Annotated in this window: 22 protein-coding genes; all 22 read left to right on the top strand. The window is 48.0% G+C overall.

The window, feature by feature from the left end:
- Positions 1–2: 2 nt before the first annotated feature.
- Positions 3–1172, top strand: coding sequence for a sensor histidine kinase (locus ACWHX8_RS12095; protein WP_447968382.1), 1170 nt, complete (start codon positions 3–5; stop codon positions 1170–1172).
- Positions 1169–2551, top strand: coding sequence for a sigma-54-dependent transcriptional regulator (locus ACWHX8_RS12090; protein ID WP_447968381.1), 1383 nt, complete (start codon positions 1169–1171; stop codon positions 2549–2551). Before ACWHX8_RS12095 ends, ACWHX8_RS12090 begins: the two co-directional genes overlap by 4 nt.
- 288 nt (positions 2552–2839) lie before the next feature.
- Positions 2840–3253: a flagellar basal body rod protein FlgB gene (gene flgB, locus ACWHX8_RS12085; RefSeq protein ID WP_447968380.1), complete on the top strand. Its 414-nt coding sequence runs from the start codon at positions 2840–2842 to the stop codon at positions 3251–3253.
- Between the two features lie 84 nt (positions 3254–3337).
- Entirely contained in the window at positions 3338–3781 is a 444-nt protein-coding gene (gene flgC, locus ACWHX8_RS12080) for a flagellar basal body rod protein FlgC (RefSeq protein ID WP_447968379.1), read from the top strand.
- Positions 3782–3808: 27 nt separating this feature from the next.
- Positions 3809–4114 (top strand): flagellar hook-basal body complex protein FliE, encoded by a 306-nt coding sequence (fliE, locus tag ACWHX8_RS12075; RefSeq protein ID WP_447968378.1) that lies wholly within the window; start codon positions 3809–3811, stop codon positions 4112–4114.
- Positions 4115–4249: 135 nt separating this feature from the next.
- Positions 4250–5872: a flagellar basal-body MS-ring/collar protein FliF gene (gene fliF / locus ACWHX8_RS12070; RefSeq protein ID WP_447968377.1), complete on the top strand. Its 1623-nt coding sequence runs from the start codon at positions 4250–4252 to the stop codon at positions 5870–5872.
- 1 nt (position 5873) lies between these two features.
- Positions 5874–6869 (top strand): flagellar motor switch protein FliG, encoded by a 996-nt coding sequence (gene fliG, locus ACWHX8_RS12065; protein WP_447968376.1) that lies wholly within the window; start codon positions 5874–5876, stop codon positions 6867–6869.
- 1 nt (position 6870) lies between these two features.
- On the top strand, positions 6871–7554 hold the full coding sequence (locus ACWHX8_RS12060; RefSeq protein WP_447968375.1) for a FliH/SctL family protein: 684 nt from the start codon (positions 6871–6873) through the stop codon (positions 7552–7554).
- The gene (locus ACWHX8_RS12055; protein WP_447971907.1) at positions 7514–8875 is read left to right on the top strand and encodes a FliI/YscN family ATPase; all 1362 of its coding nucleotides are present in this window, start codon (positions 7514–7516) and stop codon (positions 8873–8875) included. The genes ACWHX8_RS12060 and ACWHX8_RS12055 overlap by 41 nt, the downstream gene beginning before the upstream one ends.
- Positions 8872–9315, top strand: a complete 444-nt coding sequence (locus tag ACWHX8_RS12050) for a flagellar FliJ family protein (protein WP_447968374.1) — start codon at positions 8872–8874, stop codon at positions 9313–9315. Before ACWHX8_RS12055 ends, ACWHX8_RS12050 begins: the two co-directional genes overlap by 4 nt.
- A gap of 930 nt (positions 9316–10245) precedes the next feature.
- Complete coding sequence (locus ACWHX8_RS12045) at positions 10246–10857, top strand: MotE family protein (RefSeq protein ID WP_447968373.1); 612 nt, start codon at positions 10246–10248, stop codon at positions 10855–10857.
- A gap of 38 nt (positions 10858–10895) precedes the next feature.
- Entirely contained in the window at positions 10896–12317 is a 1422-nt protein-coding gene (locus ACWHX8_RS12040) for a hypothetical protein (RefSeq protein ID WP_447968372.1), read from the top strand.
- Positions 12318–12378: 61 nt separating this feature from the next.
- Positions 12379–13053, top strand: coding sequence for a flagellar hook assembly protein FlgD (locus tag ACWHX8_RS12035; protein ID WP_447968371.1), 675 nt, complete (start codon positions 12379–12381; stop codon positions 13051–13053).
- A gap of 52 nt (positions 13054–13105) precedes the next feature.
- Positions 13106–14455 carry a flagellar hook protein FlgE gene (locus tag ACWHX8_RS12030; protein WP_447968370.1) on the top strand — a complete coding sequence of 450 codons (1350 nt, stop codon included), beginning with the start codon at positions 13106–13108 and terminating at the stop codon, positions 14453–14455.
- A 723-nt stretch (positions 14456–15178) separates the two neighbouring features.
- Positions 15179–15685 (top strand): flagellar basal body-associated FliL family protein, encoded by a 507-nt coding sequence (locus ACWHX8_RS12025; RefSeq protein ID WP_447968369.1) that lies wholly within the window; start codon positions 15179–15181, stop codon positions 15683–15685.
- Positions 15686–15779: 94 nt separating this feature from the next.
- Complete coding sequence (fliM, locus tag ACWHX8_RS12020; RefSeq protein WP_447968368.1) at positions 15780–16763, top strand: flagellar motor switch protein FliM; 984 nt, start codon at positions 15780–15782, stop codon at positions 16761–16763.
- Between the two features lie 48 nt (positions 16764–16811).
- On the top strand, positions 16812–17231 hold the full coding sequence (fliN, locus tag ACWHX8_RS12015) for a flagellar motor switch protein FliN (protein ID WP_447968367.1): 420 nt from the start codon (positions 16812–16814) through the stop codon (positions 17229–17231).
- 69 nt (positions 17232–17300) lie between these two features.
- Entirely contained in the window at positions 17301–17690 is a 390-nt protein-coding gene (locus tag ACWHX8_RS12010) for a FliO/MopB family protein (RefSeq protein WP_447968366.1), read from the top strand.
- A 38-nt stretch (positions 17691–17728) separates the two neighbouring features.
- A complete protein-coding gene (fliP, locus tag ACWHX8_RS12005) occupies positions 17729–18523 on the top strand; it encodes a flagellar type III secretion system pore protein FliP (protein ID WP_447968365.1) in 795 nt (264 codons plus the stop codon).
- A gap of 115 nt (positions 18524–18638) precedes the next feature.
- Entirely contained in the window at positions 18639–18908 is a 270-nt protein-coding gene (fliQ, locus tag ACWHX8_RS12000; protein ID WP_447968364.1) for a flagellar biosynthesis protein FliQ, read from the top strand.
- Between the two features lie 190 nt (positions 18909–19098).
- Positions 19099–19839, top strand: a complete 741-nt coding sequence (gene fliR / locus ACWHX8_RS11995) for a flagellar biosynthetic protein FliR (protein WP_447968363.1) — start codon at positions 19099–19101, stop codon at positions 19837–19839.
- The gene (gene flhB / locus ACWHX8_RS11990; protein ID WP_447968362.1) at positions 19832–20911 is read left to right on the top strand and encodes a flagellar biosynthesis protein FlhB; all 1080 of its coding nucleotides are present in this window, start codon (positions 19832–19834) and stop codon (positions 20909–20911) included. The genes fliR and flhB overlap by 8 nt, the downstream gene beginning before the upstream one ends.
- The last annotated feature ends 7 nt before the right edge of the window (positions 20912–20918 follow it).

Genomic DNA, 20918 nt, shown 5'->3' with positions numbered 1-20918 from the left:
CTATGAATCATTCTTTAGCCCATACGATACAGGGATATTTTGAGGATGCTCATCAGAGTGTGCTCGATCGGGTGCAGCATCTTGATCTTGAATTACAAGCGGTCTCCATTGGGCTGAAAAATAAGTTAGCCGAAACGCAAAGCCTTCGTGACCAAATGCATCGGTTTTTCGAGTATCTCCCAATTGCGGCCATACTCATGAATCATGATCGAGTCATTCAACACGTGAACCGAGCAGCGAGAACGATACCTGAGCTGAAAGAACAATTGGTGGAGGGACAGTCACTAGATACAGCGTGGCGACAATTGGGCTGGCCATCTGTTCCGTTTGCGCACGTGAGTCATCATGGACGTCTTTTGCACTGTTCCGAAGAAGTTCTTGGAGAACCCGGAACCATACCGTGCTTGATCGTGCGATTTATTCGCGAAGAACCAATGAAGGCGTCGCAGAGTCAGATGTTGGATAACGAACGTATGAGAATGATGGGAGAACATGTGGCGAAAGTTTCCCATGATCTTCGCAATTCCTTGACGAGTATTGAGTTATTTGCCTCATTGGTTGAACGACGTGTGTGTAATGACACTGAACATCAACGAGTGGCTCATCATCTCGTTCACGCGATACAGACGCTTGAGCAATTTGTGGGTAATTTGTTGGCCTCAGCGAAGACACGCAAAGCCAGCATGGACACGATAGAGGTTCACACGCTTCTTGATCAAATCGAAATGCTACTCACCAAACCTTTGGAAGATCGTCAGGTCTCTATACGGAGGAAGGTTGCCACGGAGGCTGAAGTCATCGTAGGTGATCACGTCCTTCTTCAGCGAGCCTGTCTCAATGTGGTACGCAATGCGATTTCAGCATCTCCAGATGGAGGAATTATTGATATTGATTGTCGGCGAATCACAGAAGCACAGTCAAAAAATCGGAAACACGAGAGAGGCCATAACGTCCAACTCTCTGTTCGCGACTATGGTTGTGGAATCAAAGCCGATGCGCTTCCTCATGTTTTTCAACCATTTTATTCAAAGGAACACAATGGAACAGGACTTGGTTTATCTATTGTCAAAGATGTGATGGATGCGCATCATGGAACGATTGATGTCCGAAGCCAGGAGCAGCAAGGGACAACGGTGTCCTTACGCTTTCCACAACAGAGGAGATCTGCATGACCCAAGCGGAATGGTATGACAAGCAACCCATTTTAGTGGTGGAAGACGATGTGCATTTACAAACAGCGTTATCACAAACTCTTGGAGGGCACGGATATGCTGTGTCGGTTGTGAATGATAGTCGGGAGGGTCTGGAGTGGCTTCAACGCAATGGGGCAAGCTTGATCGTGGCTGATGTCAATCTCCCAGGTAAAAGTGGCATAGAAATGTTACGCGATATCAGGATGGCCGGGAATCAAGTGCCGGTGGTGATGATGTCAGCATTTGGTTCAGTAGAAACGGCGGTGGAAGCTCTCAAGTTAGGGGCAACTGAATTTCTTCAAAAACCCTTTCGTGCGGAAAAATTAGAAGAGGTTGTGTCCAGAATAAAAAATGATGAACAGGAGCCAACGTCAAGCAGTTCGACCACGGGTCATCGAGATGCGACGTCTGTGGGATTTCTCACACGGAATGAACGGGTGATCCAGACATTAAAAACATTAGAGACGGTTGCGGCGAGTCAAGCCACGATTCTTATTCAGGGTGAAAGTGGGACTGGAAAGGAAGTCTTGGCCCGCTATGTTCATCGAAATAGTCCGAGGGCGAATCAACCCTTTGTTGCCGTCAATTGTGCGGCACTTCCTGAAGGCCTATTAGAAAGTGAATTGTTTGGGTACGAAAAAGGGGCATTTACCGGAGCCCTGTCGCGTCGATGTGGGAAGTTTGAGCTTGCTCACCAAGGCACATTGTTATTGGATGAAATTGGCGAAATGACCTTAGGGCTTCAAGCCAAACTGTTACGCGTATTGCAAGAGCGTGAAGTCGATCGGTTAGGGTCTCGCAATCCAATTGCTGTTGATGTTCGTGTGATTGCTACGACGAATCGAAATTTGTTGCAAGAAGTACAGGCTGGACGGTTTCGAGAAGATGTCTACTATCGGTTGAGTGTGATGCCAGTGACGATCCCGGCACTGCGAGAGCGTCCAGAGGATATTGAGGTATTAGTCGAACATTTCGCTCAACAATCCTGTCAACGCAATGGTCGACCGAGTACCAGTGTGACTGAAGAGGCGATGAGCTATCTGAAGACCCGTCGCTGGCGAGGAAACGTTCGTGAACTTGAAAATGTGATTGAACGAGCCGTTCTGCTCTCGGGCTCTGGGCCATTGCGGATGGAACATGTCACATGCGAAGAACCAACAATGAGTGTCGCAACTCCGTCTTTGCAACCGACAGGGTCGATTTGGGAAATGGAGCGAGATCTCATTTTTCGTGTGCTCGATCAACATGGAGGCAATCGAACGCATGCTGCACGAACATTGGGAATCAGCATTCGTACATTGCGTAATAAATTACGTGAATATCGGCAGTTACATGGTGGAGAGAATCTTGAATTGTAGAGAACGACATGCTTGCATTGAGGATGTCCACGCCGTAGCAGGGTCGGCAAATTCTTCCGTATAGGAAAAAAGGGTCATCATGATTTTTCTTCTTTGTCTCGTATTACTGTCATGTCTCGAACAAGAAGATGGGCGTTGATCCTGTTCTGGAGTGAATACTGTCAATATGGGCATACAAAAGCATATGAAATCAATTGGCATCAGGGTTGCTGAAATACTAGAGGTCTGTCCCATGACAGAACGAGCAGATCATGAAGTTGGTCAGTCTATGCGCAAGGAGAGAGAATCATGGTGAGTTCGATTTGGGATAGCGGATCATTACTGTATGAACGAGCCCTCAATGTCCGGAGTGCCATACATGAAACGATTGCATCGAATTTAGCCAATGAAGAAACGCCAGGATATAAAAACCGTATTCTCCCGTTTCAGGAAACGTTGTCGGCGATGCAACAAGGCGAAATGCCGTTAGATACGCGCCGTACTCATCCTCGCCATCTCTCAATTTCGACGCCAGGCAATGAGGTGTTTCAACATGTGAATGTCGTGAATGCAGGAGGGGGCCTGGATGGCAATACGGTAAATTTAGAAGAAGAAATGACTCAGATGGCTGAAAATACCATGATGTACATGGCCGTCAGTCAATTTTTAAAAGGACGGTTTGATGGTTGGCGTTCGGCGATTGGAGAAGGACGCAATGGGTAAAGGCAGAGCCTTGTTTGTCGTACTCGCAGTACGGCTCCAATCACATAGTGCGACCTGGTTCTCTTTGATAAAGGAGGGTGTCTGGTGAATATTGATCGTTTGTTTAATGTCGTAGGGTCGGCCCTGAATTCTCAGCGGCAACGACTCAATATTATTGCCGGGAATCTTGCAAATGCTGAGTCCACGAGATCCCCGAACGGTGGTCCCTATGTGCGAAGAGATGTGGTGTTTCGGACTGAATCACAATCTTCACCCTTTATGTCGGTGTTTTCTCAAGCCTTTGGTCGTTCCGCAGAACCCAATGGAGTGCATATAGAAAAAGTCGTATTTGATGAACGACCATTTCGAAAAGTATACGACCCTCAACATCCCGACGCGGATAGTAAGGGATACCTTGAGTTGCCCAATGTGAATGTTATTGAAGAAATGACCAATATGCTGTCAGCTTCTCGTGCCTATGAAGCGAATTTGGCCGTACTGGAGACAGGAAAGTCCATGACGATGCGAGCATTAGAAATGGGCCGATAATGGGTCCGTGTATTGAGGAATAGTCTGATGGAAAATTTTTCAATTCGTGGTTTTGATCCGATTCTTGAATCTCTTGCGAAAGATGCACTTCGAGGACCGGCTCAAGCAAATGATGCAAGTTTCGGAGATCTTCTCAAGCATGCAGTTGAGACGGTAAATCATCTGCAGCATGAATCTGGCCGATTGGAAGATGCCGTCGCGAGAGGAGAAGATGTCACGATTCATGAAGCGATTATTGCTGGAGAAAAAGCCGGATTGTCGTTTCGACTGATGATGACCATGCGAAACAAGATGCTGGAAGCCTATCAAGAAGTGCTTCGCATGCAGGTCTGAGGGGTGTAAACGGTAAGGAGTAAAAAGTGAAAAATGTAAATTACACAATGCAAAGTAAGAAATACGATCAAAAGGAGACCGATCGTGATTGCTAATTTATCACTTCTCACTTTTTCCTTTTAACATATCGTACTTATGGCTGAAGACACTCAACGACCCAAGACCCTTCCCGAAACGATACTCCATAATTTTCAGGCACTCACGATGCCCCAACGTGTCGGATTGGTGGTCTTGTTGGCCTTGGGAATTGCGGTCATTCCTGTCTTGGCGCTCATGGGAAAAGAGCCGGACATGGGTGTGTTATTTGCTGATCTGGAACGAGAAGATGTCCAAGCTATTGTGGCGAAGCTGGATAGTCAAAAAGTTCCATACCAAGTCACAGAAAGTGGCGATACGATTAAAGTGCCAAGTGAGCAAGTTCATGATTTACGCCTACAAATGGCCTCGGATGGGTTGCCAGAGGCAGGAGGCGTGGGTTTTGAAATTTTTGATCGTGTGGGTCTTGGTGTGACGCAATTTGTGCAAAAAATGAATTACCGTCGCGCTCTGCAGGGAGAGTTAGCCCGAACGATATCGCAAATACGCGAGGTGGAGCGGACGCGAGTTCATTTAGTACTCCCGGAACGTCGATTATTTACTTCAGATAAGCAGCCGGCTCAGGCTGCAGTGGTCCTCACATTACGGCGAGGGGCATCACTGACACAGGGGCAGGTGCAAGGTGTCACACATTTGGTCGCGAGTAGCGTCGAAGGACTGACCCCGTCTGATGTCACAGTCGTTGATAGCCACGGTCAAGTATTAAGTAAAACAGCGGGACAGAAAGATTCGCAGTTGACATCCACGCAAGTCGACATGCAGCGAAATGTTGAACATGATCTTGAACAGCGAGTGCAGACGATGTTGGATAAAGTCTTAGGCCGTAATAGTTCTGTGGTTCGTGTCTCAACAACGCTTGATTTTCGGCAAGTTGAAGTGACTGAAGAAACCTATGATCCTGAAAGCCAAGTTGTTCGAAGTGAAAATCGCAGTCAAGAGAAAGTTATTGAAGACTCTGGTCCGTCTGGAGTCCCCGGTGTGAGAAGTAATGTGCCCAATGATGGACCCGTGGCTGGGGGGAGTGGGAGGCCAAAGGAAGCCAAACGCAAAAATGAGATTCTCAATTATGAAATGAATCGAAAAGTCAGCAAAATTGTTGAACCGACTGGTTCTATTGAACGGTTGTCGGTCGCGGTGTTGGTTGATGGAACATATGTTCCTGCTGAAGGAACGGAGGCTGATGCCGCTGAAGCCGATATGAAGTATGTTCCACGATCGGAAGAAGAAATGAGCAAGCTCGTGGATATTGTGAAAAAAGCCGTGGGATTTTCAGAGACACGAGGGGATGAAATTGAAGTTGTCAATACACCATTTGAGGCTACACCGTTGACTGAGGGTGATGAGCATGTTGCGACCGTTGTGCACTCATTCTTGTCGACATGGGGAGGGTTGATCAAACCTGCCGTCTTCCTTGTGCTGGGCCTACTCGTGTTACTGCTCGTGGTCCGTCCAATGGTGACAAGCCTAATTACGCCTCCCTCTGAACCGGTGCCTGTTCCACAGGACGGATTGCCTGCGACCGTGGCGGAATATGAAGCTGAAATTACTGAAACACCGGAAGAGCATGCGATTAAGTTAGCGTCGGATAATCCGACAACGGCAGCCCATGTGATTCGTACGTGGATAAAGAGCGAGCAGGAAGAAAAGGCGGAGAAAGCCTGAGATGGCACTCGAATTATCCGGTTATGAAAAGGCGGCGATTCTGCTCTTGGCCATTGGTGAGAGTGCTGCCGTGGAAGTATTAAAGGTTTTAGATCAAAAAGATATCCGTGCGATTGGTGCCTACTTAGGCGGGATGGTGAATGTCGGACAAGACGAACACCGTACGGTCTTGCGCGAATTTGTGCAACAGGCAGGGGCTTCCGGGCTCTCTGTTGAAGGCAAAACGTATTTGTCGAAAATTTTGAATTCCGCCCTGGGTAAAGATAAAGCCCGTCGAATCCTGAGTTCATTGAATACCTCGGAAAATGCTGGATTTGAAACATTAAAATCTATGGACTCCGCTTCGATTGCCAATATGTTGACCTACGAACATCCTCAAACAGGGGCGCTCATCCTCTCGAATCTGGAATCCGATCAGTCAGGGCAGGTGTTGGCCTTGTTGCCGAGTCACAAGCGGGACGCCATTGTGTATCGTATGGCAACGACGGAAGAAGTCTCTCCGAATATGCTCGATGAATTAAATGGAGTGCTTCAAGATGAACTTCGTGCTGGAGCGTCGAAGAATGCGGTAGCGGTTGGTGGAACGGGGCTTGTCGCCGAAATTCTCAATAGCGTGAAACGCAATGTCGAAGGTGAAATCATGGCGGCGCTCGAAGAGAAGAATGCAGAAATTGCTGAAGAGATTCGATCGAAAATGTTTGTGTTTGAAGATCTGGAAGATGTGGATGATCGTGGTATGCAGGAAGTCTTGCGCGATGTCAGTAAGGAGGAGTTGATCCTTGCATTAAAAGCTGTCGATGAGGGACTCAAAGAAAAATTCTTCAAGAACATGTCGAGCCGGGCTGCCGAGTCCCTGAAGGAAGATATGGACAGCCGAGGACCGGTGAAATTAAGCGATGTAGAATCGGCGCAGCAGAATATCTTGAAAATTGTGCAGAAAATGGCGGCTGAAGGTCGTGTGGTGTTGGGAGGTAAGGGTGAAGAGCAAATGGTCTAAGGTGATTAAATCTGAAAATCAACGGCTTGCTGTTCACTCGTTTGAGATGGCCGAACTCATCCCGATGTTGGCGAGAGACATGAGTCAGCGTCAGATTGTGAACGTGGAAGAAGACTCTGTCGAAGACGTTGCATTGCCGCACGATTGTTCGGATCTTCAGGGTCAGGCATTTGCCGCAGGAAAAGTGGCTGGGATTGAAGAGGGAAAACGGCAATGTCGTCTTGAAGTCGATCAGGAAACGCAACGCGCGTTGATGCTGGTCGAGCAAATGGCCGCCGCAAGGGCTCATATGCTGCAGCAAGTCGAATCAGATGTCGTGGCATTAGCGTTAGCCATTGCAAAAAAGGTGATTCATCGTGAGGTTTCGATGCATAAAGAGGTCGTGGTTGAGCAAGTCAACCATATCTTTAAGCAACTTTCCACAGCGAGCGGGGTGTCTCTGCATGTGCATCCTGATGATGTCGACTCTCTACAAACACTGCAGGGTCAGCTTACAACGCTTGATGGAACGAGTCCTCCCATTCGCATTGAAAGTGATCCAGCTATCGAGGTTGGAGGGTGTATCTTGCAAACAGAAGGCCTCTATATCGATGCTGGTATCGAGTCGCAATTGAAAATTATTGGTGAAGCGTTACAGCCGGAAGGTGAGTCTGATGAACCTGTCGAGCCTTCTCCCACGTCTTAACGAAACTGATTCCATCACAGTCTTTGGGCGAGTCGTGAACGCTGTGGGTCTGACAGTGGAAGGGACTGGTCCGCCGGTTACTGTCGGGCAAAGCTGTCATATACTGAAAGAATCAGGGGAGACCGTGACGGAAGGTGAAGTTGTGGGGTTTCGACAGGGTCGTGTGCTGCTGATGCCGTATGGAGATATGCAAGGCATTCGTGCGGGCGACCGTATTCTCTATGATTCCCGGTCTTCGCATATACGGGTCGGTTCTTTGACCTTGGGCCGTGTCTTAGATGGGTTGGGGCGAGTCATTGATGGGCGAGGTCCGATTCCATTCACTGAAGCGTATCCGTTCAGCGGACAGATTCCAACGCCATTTGAGCGTGATCGAATTGTACAACCCATGGATCTTGGTCTTCGATCGATGAACGCCCTCCTGACCTGTGGTGTTGGTCAGAAGCTTGGCATATTTGCCGGAAGTGGTGTTGGCAAAAGTGTGTTACTCGGTATGATCAGCCGCCATGCTTCAGCTGATGTGAACGTGATCGCGCTCATCGGAGAGCGTGGAAGAGAAGTGAAAGAGTTTATTGAACGGGAACTTGGGCCCGAAGGATTGCAGCGTTCCGTGGTGATTGCGGCGACTTCCGATCAATCCCCACTCGTTCGATTACGTGGCGCCCTACTGGCGACCGCTATCGCCGAATACTTTCGTGACCAGGGAAAACATGTCCTTCTCATGATGGATTCCGTTACTCGCTTAGCCCATGCACAGCGAGAAATCGGGCTGGCGGTCGGGGAGCCGCCAACCGCCAAGGGATATCCCCCATCCGTCTTTAATCTACTCCCAAAAGTCTTAGAGCGTGTCGGACCGGCTCGAGGCGGATCGATTACGGGGCTCTACACGGTACTTGTCGATGGCGATGATCTCACGGACCCGATTGCAGATGCTGTGCGTGCAATTTTGGATGGACATATTGTCTTGTCTCGAAATTTGGCGACTCAAGGACATTTTCCTGCGATTGATGTTCTGGGCAGTATTAGTCGGGTGATGTCGGATGTCGTGCCTTCTGAGCATCTCAATGCGGCTCGATCATTTCTTGAAATCATGGCGGTGTATCAAAACTCAGAAGAATTGATCAATCTGGGAGCCTATCAGCCAGGGAGTAATGCCAAATTGGATGTGGCCATCACGATGCGTGATTCCATACGTCAATTTTTAACGCAGCAACGAGAGACGCGAGTCAGCATAGAAGACAGTGTTCACGCGTTAGATGAATTATTACAACACGCCAAGCATGTATCCACGGCATATGCGAATGGGAAAGGCCAAGTATGAATTGGACCTCACTTCTCCGATATCGAAAGCAAGTTGAAGACGTCATTCGAGAAGAAGTGATGTTTGCAGAACTGGAGAAGTCACGCGAAGAGTCTAAGACACAAAAATTGCGGAATGAAATCGATCATTTAGCGATATCGTTAGACCGAAGCCTTCAATCCGGAGTCGATACGATATTTGCCGAGCAGCGGTACCGATGGCTGGATGAAACCGGAGGACTATTAGAGATGCAGGCGATGAAGATGCAAGAAATCGACGGAAAACTCGTCGGTCTCAGAAAACGTTTGCAGGCGGCTCATCATGCCAGGCGCGTGGTTGAAATTGTCATTGAGAAAAAAGAGGCCGCGTATATGAAAAAACTTGAGAAACAAGAGCAAGCGATGATGGAAGAAGCCACAGCTCATAAGCATGCAATCACTTCTCGCGAAGGGTTTGCATAAGAAGCGTACACCTATGACGGCAAATATTGTTTTTTAACTTTTTCTTAGTACCTATGCTCTCACGCCTGCAGGCCAGTCCGTTGAGTGAACGCCTCTCATGCTGGACGGGCTTGTTTGAGCGCAGCGAGTTAGCCCGCCCCACCAACCGGGGTTCAGCTCATCCGATGAACCTGGCCTGGGCGTCAATGGTTTTGGGTCCTTTTGCCGAAACAAAAGGGCCTCGGCCGCCGGGACGAACCTCGGCAGGGAGTCAAAACTGAGACGACAAAGAACATAGGCAATGAACAGTGGAGTGAGCAGTGGGCTCGAGCACCATGTCCTCTGACGCAATCGTATCCCCAAAGACTATCGTGGAACCAAATAGCTTCCAGCCAAATGACCCCCACTCACACAGCGCACGGACACACTTCGTACAGACGGAAGGGCATGGCACGGCTATACGTCTTAATGAAAAGTTAAAAAACTATCGTAGGAATAATGACCATGCAAAATTCGTCCAGGCACCAGCGGGCACGGGGTGTTAGCTGTTGATGTTGGGCCTTGGGTGTGAGGCAGATAGCAGGAGTAACGACTATGCAAAATTCGCCAGGCCCCGGCGGGCACCGGGTGTTAGCTGTTGATGTTGGGTCTTGGGTGTGAGGCAGATAGCAGGAGTAACGACTATGCAAAATTCGCCCAGGCTCCAGCGGGCACGGGGTGTTAGCTGTTGATGTTGGGCCTTGGGTGTGAGGCAGATAGCAGGAGTAACGACTATGCAAAATTCGCCAGGCACCAGCGGGCACGGGGTGTTAGCTGTTGATGTTGGGTCTTGGGTGTGAGGCAGATAGCAGGAGTAACGACTATGCAAAATTCGCCAGGCTCCAGCGGGAACAGGGCGTTACCTGATGACATTGGACTTTAGATGTAAGGCAAGTAGTAGGAGTATCGACTATGCAAAATTCGCCTGGTAGAAAAATATTGCCGCGTTTCGGGATTCTTCCCTGGTGGATGGTCTTGATCGTCCTTGGGGGGACTGCCGTTGTTTCAGTCTCCTATTCGGTGGGTGAAGAACATCAAGTGACTGAGGAAACATCTCAAGAAAATCAAAGTGTTGAGAGTACTGAGTCAGTTGAAGAGCTCAGCGAAGAAGCCTCTCTCGTTCAGCAACTGCAAAAGCGGTTGAAGGATCTGGAAGAGCGGGAACAGCGTTTGCAGCAAAAAGAAGCACGAATAGAAGGACTGCAACGTGATGTTGAGGCACTGGCCGAACGTCAAACGAAAGAAGCCGAACGGTTAAAGAGCAAGGCCACAACACTTGATGAAAAAAAACAGCAACAACCCAAAGAGGATCCTGCACTAGAGCATTTAGTGAAAGTCTATGGGGCCATGGACCCGGAAGAAGCTGCACTGAGGATTGAAAAAATGGATGAGCGTTTAGCCTTGGAAATTTTGTCTGGAATCAAGAGTAAAAAAGCTGCCGTGGTGTTGGCGGGAGTCAATCCTGAAAAGGCTGCAGCACTTTCACACGGATTGCGAAACTTTCAGAGATCGGCAAAGAAGTAAACGGGAGTGCGTATGCAGATACGAGGTAGAGACATACGATGATCAGTTCCTTTCTTCCCATCTTTACCAGTTCCCCAAATGATGTCTCAGGACATGTAGGAGCGGGGGCGAATGGTTTACGTCATGAATTGTCTGATCAAGGCGGCGGGCCGCAGACATTTTTTGACGTGTTAGGCAGCCTTCAGCCTGCACTGCAGGACGAAGCCTCGACAGCATTGCTTTCCTTGGATGGCCAGGCCATCCTTTCTGAAACCGTACTGACTGACCAGGAAATTCTTGATGAGCTTGCGGGTCAAGGGTTGATCTTGCTTGAACAACAGGGAACGTTTTCACTTCAATTGGCGTCGACACCCGTATCGAACGGTGAGGCTACTCAACATGGCTTGAATGCCGCGAACACACTCAAGACGCTCTCCGGTGCAGTTTCGAATCAGGATGAAGGTCATGCCTTCATCCTGCAAGCTCAAGCACTTCTCAATCGATTGAATAGTCTTGGATCAAATCTAGGTGAGGGCCTTGCTCCTGCACATGGCGAAGCGGTTCGCGGGATCACGAAGTCGGATACTAATTCTCCGATCCCAGCACAAATTCTGACTCTTACGAGCGAGAAGTCTGGAGCCGTAGCTCAGTCAGTCATTGGGAATGATGTACGGGTGCAGCCTCTTGTCCGTGATACTTCTCAAGGCATTCTTGACCCACGTCTTTTGTCGACCGCTGCGCCGGCAACATCCCCTGATCCTGGTGTTACTGCCCAACGGCTTTCAGTCAGCCTTGAAGGCGTTGGGACGACTCCTCAGGTGATTGCGGAAAACCTGACAGGCGGAACCATACTGCAGACGTCTCGAGATGAACTGACGCAAGGACTCTCTCGCGTTGAGGGAGAGAGTAAAATACTCGGACCTCTTGGTACAACACAGGGTGCTGAAAGTGGGACAGGACATGGGGGGCATGGTCTTCCATTTGGCAATCACACCGGCACTGGCCAAGGACAAGTTTTTGATTCGTCTCCTGGCTCTCACGTATTGACGAGTCAAACGAGCTTGGTCGCCAAAGGTGGAAGTTTTGATGAACGTCTTCAGTTATTCAATGCGTCAGTGCCACATCGTTTGCAAATTGATGTGCAATTATCCGAAGCCGCACGGATGCAGGTCGATATTGGTGTGCAGCAACGACAGGTATATGCAGGGGTCCTTCTTGACAATCCTGTGCTGCGAGCCTTGGCCTCTCAAAATGTTCAGCAATTAGAGGCGCAACTTGGACAAGCGGAGATGGAGTTAGAAGAGTTCGATGTGCATGAAGACAACTCACATTTACACGAAGAACTTGGGAGTGAAAGCTCTGGCGGTCATGAGCAGTCAGGACGATTCAGTGAGCAAGGAGAAGGCTTAGCGAGTTCGCATGAATTGGAGCATGTTCGAACCACGATACAACAGGATCGAGGATGGCATTTGGTTGCTTAAATAGTAAAGTCCGAGAAACAACGTACTGGGATATCATTGTTGACAGAAGGAGACAGCAAACATGGATGCAATCACATCTCTTTTAGAACCTCAAAATCGGCCGGTAAATGCGATTACGGCCGAGAACGTTCAAGAATTGGGACGTGATGTCTTTCTGCGATTATTAGTGTCACAATTGGAAAGTCAGGACCCGACAAACCCCGTCGAAAATGAAGATTTTATTGCGCAATTGGCGCAGTTTACATCGTTAGAGCAAACCACCAATATTAATGAAAATCTTGAAAGTCTCATCGGGCAAAGTTCTCGACAGTCTAACATGGAGTTAGTCAATCTGATAGGTCGGGAGATTAGCGCTCAAGGCAATGTGGTTCCCTTGCAGGAAACCGGAGATGCGACGATGTCGTATGTGTTAGAGGAAAATGCCAAAACGGTGGAAATCGATGTTCTCAATGAAAAAGGCACGGTGATTCGACGACTCACGAATCTAGGCTCTCAAGAGGCTGGTGCACATCAAATTGTCTGGGATGGAGAAGATCAAAGTGGAGATCGCGTCGATGCCGGAACGTATAGTTTTCTTCCTAAAGCCATCAATCCCGATGGAAAGGAAGTGCTCGCGACGACATTCATGCGTGATATCGTCAAAAGTGTGATGATAGGCGACGAACAGCCTCTTATTACGTTAGTAAGTGGGAAAACGTTGTTATCTGATGACATATTATCTGTCCAAACTCAATAATCATGGGTTATGAAATTTAAAGTTATTTTTGCCGGAGAAGGAGTGAACGCACATGGGAATTACTTCAGCCTTTTTTACAGCTACAAGCGGAATTAATGCGACGAGTCGAGCACTCAGTGAAATTGGAAACAATATTGCGAATGCGCAAACGACTGGCTATAAATCGAGAACCGTGACCTTTGGCGATATTTTTGGTGCCTCATTTGGAGGGGGGGGGACCACGAATTCATTAGTTGAAGGCCGAGGTGTTCGTGTCTTAGGCATCGACCCCAGTTTTAGCCAGGGGTCACTCCAAACAACTTCAAATTCTTTAGATTTAGCGATCGACGGCGATGGGTTCTTTCAAGTTGTCGATGCCAATGGCGATAGTTTTTATACACGCGCCGGTCAATTTGGCACGGATACATTAGGCAATATCACCAGTGCCGCAGGCTTGAAACTTCAAGGATATCAAGTCGATGCCAATGGTGTGATTACAGGGTCGATTGGAGATTTGATCTTAACCACGACGCAACAGGTAGGCACGGTCACGTCAACCGTTGACATGTCAGGCAATCTGAGTGCTGGCGCTGCGACCTCGACATTCGATATCGATGATCCAATTAATTCCTCGTCATTCAGTACCGGGTTTGAATTATTCGATTCACTCGGATTTGGTCACGGTGTGACGATGTACTTTAACAAAACCGGCAACAATACGTGGCAATATAACATTGTAGGAAACGCTTCGGAATTTTCCACGACCGGGACTCAAGCCGTTCCCGCAGGGAACTTGTCGACTGATGGAAACTCGAGGCTTGTGGCCACAGGGACCCTAGGATTCACGAACGGCGGCTTGTTGGATGTTGAAGGTGGGGTTACCTATCATAATACTGGTGGCACTGGATTGACTTTCACGAATGGAGCGGCAGATATCGCTGCAGCGAGCCTAGCGTTTAATTTTGGAACCAGTGTCACCACTGATAGTGGCGCAGGATCGGATGGGATGCTCCAGCAAGGTGGTGGATCGGTGATTCTTACACAATCGCAAAATGGATTTGCGAATGGAACGCTGGCTGGGACGTCTATTGGAGAAGATGGGACACTCTTGGGCCGATTTTCTAATGGGACAACAAGGAATATCGGACAAGTCTTACTGACCCGATTCAGTAATGCGGAAGGGTTGCAACCAATCGGGCGGAATCTGTTCATTCAAAGTGGGGATTCTGGAGGTCCACTCAATGGTGCGCCAGGTACCGGTGGATTTGGAAAAATCTTTGCCAACACCCTGGAGGCTTCGAATGTCGATCTTGGCGATGAATTGGTCAACATGATCACGATGCAGCGAGGATTTCAAGCCAATGCCCGAATCATTACCACGACTGATACCCTTCTTGGTGAACTTGTGAATTTGTCACGGTAACCCGTGGTGGGTAAACAGTGAGACGTCAGAGGAATGGTCATATTTTCCTCTGGCGTCTTATTTTTATTGTTGCCCCGCTGGTGATTGTGCTGTTTACTCCTGCCGTATTTTCTTCTGAAATCCTTTGCCTTTCTTATTCAGTCTTTTCACATTTAGTAGTTTGGGTGCTTGAACACGATAGTTGTGTGCTAGAAGGCTCTTGATAGGCAACCTACTCTGGTCTCAGGTAGCTGATGATGTTTTGATTACAGGTGTTCAAGTGAACACGGTCGTTGAATGACTGTGGGCTCTTGACGTGCAACATACGCTGGAGTCATATGCCAGGTGGTGTTTTGTTACAGATGTGCTTGGCCACGGTAGTTGAATGACGGAAAGCTGTTGGAAGGTAGACTAGGCTGCAGTCATGTACCTGATGATGTTTTGATTACAGGTGGCCAAGTGTCAGAGGTTGCGTCGGGTTGCGGTTGAAATTGACAGATTTGCTAGTGAGTCAGCTGGTGGGAGCGGGTCGTTCTGAATACATGCTTGATGAATGGAACGGATGTGCGATGAGGTTTGTCTCCAGTTTCCCGTTGAAAAACATAGGGTTTTCTGTATGTTTTCTAGAAATCAGGCACCTTGGAACGGTGCCTGACTTTTGAATGATGCTTGGCATGAACGTTGCTGACCTTAGGGAATGGAAAAGTCATATTGTAAATAGTCATCTGTGAGTGAGGGGTCACCATGGCCGAGGACGCAAAAGCTGAAGAGTCGGGAGGTAGTGGAGGATCAAGTAAGAAATTATTGATTCTTATTATTCTTGCCGTAGCCGTGTTAGGAGCTGGGGGAGGGGCGGCATGGTTCATGATGGGATCCGGTGAAGAAGAAGAGGCGCATGCGACAGAAAAGAAACATGAAAAGGATGGGACAGAGGGACATGGTGAAGAGCCAGGTCCTATCGTTGAACTTGACCCGTTTGTGTTGAATTTGGCTGATAGAGATGAATTACGTTACTTGAAAATATCTATCAAACTTGAATTAGATCGTGCTGAAGAACAGACAGATTACCCGGTCAAGGTTCCAGCCATTCGGGATGCGTTGCTTGTCTTACTCTCTAGTAAAGAGTCTCAGATATTACGTACGACCAATGGAAAGCGTCGAGTGCGTGATGAAATACTTGCGCGCGCAAATGGAGTCATGAATAAAGGAAAAGTTGCAAATGTGTTTTTTACTGATTTTGTTATTCAGTAAAACGTACCCTCGCTGCTTCAAGGCATCAGTGAATTGTTCCGGATGACAATGCCAGACGAGCTCTGCCATATCATGTGTCCTTGCGTGAAACTATATGGAAAATATTTTATCTCAAGATGAAGTCGATGCCCTGCTTCGAGGGGTCACAGGCGGAGATGTCGAAGAAGTTGCTCCCGAACCCGAGGAGCCACAGGAAGGTCCCGTTCCGTATGATCTCGGGAATCAAGAGTGGATTGTTCGTGGGCGAATGCCCACGCTTGACGTCATTCACCAACAATTTTCACGGCTCTTTCGACTGTCTCTCGGTGAAGTACTTCGAAAAACAATTGAAGTGACGGTGACCAATCAATCCGTCCTGAAGTTTAGTGAATTCACTCGTCGCTTACCTGTCCCTGCCTATCTACAAGTCATCTCGATGGAACCGTTGCGAGGGTATGCCATGGCTGCCACCGATGCGGCGACGGTGTATTTACTGGTGGATCATTTTTTTGGTGGAACGGGTCAGACGCATGTCAAGCCGGAAGGACAGGACTTTACGTTAATTGAACAACGTATTATGCGAAAAGTGATGTTGATGGGACTCGCCAATCTTGAAAAAGCGTGGGAGCCGGTACATAAAGTCAACATCAAAGCTGTTCGGTCGGAAATGAACCCGCAATTGGCCTCAATCGTCCTTCCATCAGACATTGTGATTGTGATTACGATTGGAATTGAGTTGGGTGATGCTGTCGGCGATCTGCATCTCTGTATTCCCTACGCCATGCTTGAGCCGCTTCGTGAACGTCTGCAAGTGAGCTTTCAGAGTGATTTTTATGAAGTCGATCAAGGATGGGTGAATCGATTTTCTGAACGCATTCGAGAAACGTCAGTCACGATGTCGGTGCATTTGGGTTCAACCAAAATATCGGTTGAAGATTTGATGAACTTTTCTGCAGGAGACGTCATTGTCTTAGAGCAACCCACAGATGAACCACTGATTGGAACCATTGAAGGTGTTCCTAAGTTTTATGGATTTCCCGGTGTCACCAAAGCTTCGCAATCGTTTCAGATTCAGTCAATGATGCTGCCGAAAGAGTAATGGGGACGTTGAGTGTTTGCTCACATGTCATGAAAAGGAATCGCGCGTATGAGTGAAGAGAACGAAGAGACTTTCGATCCTGAAATGGACGCCGAAGCAGAAATGGCCAAAGCCATGGCTGAAGCAGTAGCCGCGCAAGTTCCGGCACCACCTCCTGCTCCCGCGTCCACAGCGGTGATGTCTGCACCTGAAGCGGATGAACCGGTGGATATGAGCCTCGATCGAATTCTGGATATTCCATTAGTCATTTCTGCACAACTGGGAAGTGCCAAAATGGTCATTAAAGAACTTCTTCAATTGGGTCCAGGTTCGGTTGTTGAGCTTGATAAATTAGCAGGCGAACCCTTGGAGGTTTTAGTCAATGAAAAACTCGTGGCTCGAGGTGAAGTGGTGATGGTGAATGAGAAGTTTGGTATTCGCTTGACTGATGTGGTCAGTCAAACCGAGCGTGTGAATAATCTGTCATGAAGCGAGAGTCGTACAGCGTGAAGGAAAAACCGAACAACGAGCAACGAGCAACGAATAACGAGTCAAAAAATGGATCTAGCTGATCAAGCATTAAAAATGGCAGGAGCGCTTACGGTTGTCATCACATTGTTGCTTGGAGGAATGTATGTCTTGCGACGAGTGATGGGGGAATCGACCGGTCATCTTGGCAAGTCCGTGCTTCGAATGTTGGGAGGTCTTCGATTAGGCCAAGGAAAAACGATCATGCTGGTCGAAGTGGCAGGAGAAGTTCTTGTCCTTGGAGCCACAGCTCGAGATTTGACGTTATTAACACGAGTGACAGATAAGGCGCAGATCGAACAGCTTCGAACGACGTCAGACAATCCAGTCGTTCGACTTGGATTGTCACCTCTTGGTGTGTGGAAACGAGCGGGTCAGGTGGCGTCAGTCATACAGGAACACCCCAAATCAGTAACCTAATTGCTCTCATCTGTATTGAGATATCCAAGAATGTCACGATGAATATGGTTTATGCACGAGAAACAGTCTTTCGTAGGTTAAGGGGGCTGCACGTTCTTTTGGGAGGTAGTGTATTCGGGTTCGTGCTCATGGGGACACATGCCTATGCACAGGTGAAACAAGACCCGTTGTTAAGTTTTCAATTGTCGGGAGCCGACGGAACGGAGCCGTATTCGATCGGGATAAAAATTCTCGTTCTTCTCACCGTACTCTCCCTGGCTCCAGCGCTCTTGACTCTGTTGACCTCTTTCACCCGACTCGTCATCGTCTTAGGTTTGCTGCGTCAAGCTATGGGTACGATGCATGCGCCACCCAATCAAGTGGTGATTGGGTTGGCGTTGTTTATGACGATGTTTATTATGATGCCGGTATGGGAAGAAATTCGTGTTCAGGCGATTAATCCGTATATCGAACAACAAGTCGATGAAGAGATCGCCATGGAGCGCGCGTTGACGCCCATTCGAGAATTTATGCTGCGGCAAGTTCGGGAAAAAGATTTGACCTTATTCGTGGAAATGGCTCAACTCAAAAATCTTGATGGTCCGAAGGACGTTCCCTTGCATGTGCTGATACCGGCGTTTGTCACGAGTGAACTCCGGACAGCCTTTCAAATTGGATTTCTCATTTATGTTCCGTTTTTAGTTATCGATATGATTGTGGCGAGCATTCTCATGTCGATGGGCATGATGCTGTTACCTCCGGTTATGATTTCATTACCATTTAAGCTTGTCTTGTTTGTGTTAGCTGATGGATGGTTTCTTATTGTGGGTTCACTCATGAAGAGCTTTCAGTAATCGCAGTGCAAATTGAAAAATGTCAAATGAAAATTATTCGGGCACCAAGGAATAGTCAATACTCGTATGCCTCACTTTTAATTTTGCACTTTGCCTTTGTCATTGAGTGTGAATCATGACGCCAGAACGAGTACTCGACATTGGGACTTCAGCCATTCAAACGATTCTTCTCGTAGCCGGGCCAATGCTCGGGCTGAGTCTTGTGGTTGGGTTGATGGTCAGTGCATTTCAAGCGATGACGCAAATCAATGAAGCAACGCTCACCTTCGTTCCCAAAATCGTGACCGTGTTTCTTGTCGTCTTAGTGGGATTCCCGTGGATTTTACAAACCATTCTGGGATTTATGCTGTCGGTATGGACACAAATTCCTGAGTTTGCTCGATAAACGTGAACAATTGTGAAAATGATGAAACGGCGGAACAGGACATGGTGTAGCACGTGAATGATCAACGAGCGTTAGCGAGTCTCATTCTTTTGCAGGACACCATGCGTGTCTCTTCCGGTATGCTGTTCACGTTCTCTGCGCTGAGATGATCAACTTTGAATTCGCGGTTCAAGAGCTATGGAGTTTTATCGTGGTTCTTGTACGAACGGCCGCAATTTTATCGGCGCTGCCACTTCTGGGTGGCCGAAATGTTCCGATTCGAATCAAGGTCGCGATGGCTGCCGGTATTGCCATATTGTTGACTCCTGTCGTCACGGTGCATTTTGACCAGAATTGGTTAGAGCCTTTAACGCTGTTAATGGGGTTAACTGCTGAGATATTTGTAGGCTTTACCTTAGGGTTGACAACGCGGTTACTCATGGCCTCAGTTGAATTTGCTGGGCAGGTGATGGGGTTCCAAGTGGGATTTGGTTTTGCGCAAGCCGTCGATCCAGCCACACAACTTCAGACCCCCGTGTTTGGACAACTGCTGACGGTGATTGCCACGCTACTGTATTTTCAACTCGACGGTCATCACCTGATTCTGTTGGCGTTAGGCAGTAGTTTTAATCTCATTCCACCGTTTGGTTCACGCATACAGCCACCGCTCATGGTCGACATGATTCAACTGATACAAGGCATGATGTTGACAGGTTTGAAGTTAGCCTTTCCCGTGATCGCCGCCACGTTTTTGATACATTTGACGTTAGGTATTTTAGGACGCTTGGTCCCTCAAATGAATGTGTTAGTTACAAGCTTTCCGATTACGATTTCTGTCGGTCTTCTGGTCTTAGGCTTTGGGCTTCCACTCATGGCGATGATTCTTCAACAATCCATTCTCGGGATGGAAACCGTGCTGTGGGATATTCTGAAGGAGCTGGGACGTGGCTGAGAATAAAGAAGGGCAAGAAAAATCAGAACAACCCAGTGGCAAGCGTCTTGAGGACGCACGCCGAAAGGGGCAAGTCGCCACCACCAAAGAGTTGGCGCCTATTGTGGTGTTGTTTGGCGGGGCGGGAATGATTTCCTTGTGGGCGCCTACAGCCTGGCGGCAATTCCAACATAACAGTCAACAATGGTTTGAAATGATCGGGACGTATCAGATTACGCCGGAATCGATTCGAATCTACGTACAGATGATTGTGGAACAAGTGTTTTTCCCGCTTCTGCCGTTTGCCTTAATCATTACGACCCTTGGAGTCATGGCTTTATTGCTCCAGACGGGTCCCTTGTGGGTAGAGAGTGCCTTACAACCAAAAATTTCAAAGCTCAATCCCAAAAATGGATTCAAGAAAATCGTATCCCTTCGTGGAGTCGTGGAGCTCACAAAATCATTGTTAAAGGTGGGGCTGATCGCCTCTATTGTCTATGCCATCGTGCGTCCGAATTTGAAAGCGATCACGCAATTACAAATTGTAAGTCTTCAAGATTCGTTCACCACGACATGGGATATTGCGCTTCAAATTATTTTTTGGGTTGGGGCAGTGATGTTGGTGCTCGCGATTATTGATTTTATCTATCAACGCTGGCAAACGACTGAAGATTTGAAAATGACAAAGCAAGAGACCAAAGATGAATCCAAAGATGTTGAGGGAAATCCGCAAGTGCGTTCTCGACGCATGAGTTTACAACGAGAGCGCGCACGACAGCGAATGATGCAGGCAGTTCCACAAGCCGATGTCATTATTACCAATCCTACACATATTGCGGTTGCATTACGATATGACGCAGACACTATGGAGTCGCCATTAGTCGTCGCGAAAGGTGCTGGTGTGTTAGCGGAAAATATTAAAAAGATTGCCCGTCATGCTGGTGTGCCGATTATTGAAAATCGTAGTTTGGCTCGTGGTCTCTATCGTATCGTGAAAGTTGGAGAAACCATTCCTGGTGATCTCTATCGTGCTGCCGCTGAAGTCTTGGCCTATGTCTATCGATTGCGACAGGGTAATGAACAAGCGAGTTAAAACAATG

The organism is Nitrospira sp. M1 (assembly GCF_965152605.1).
This window is presented reverse-complemented; position numbering and strand designations above follow the sequence as displayed.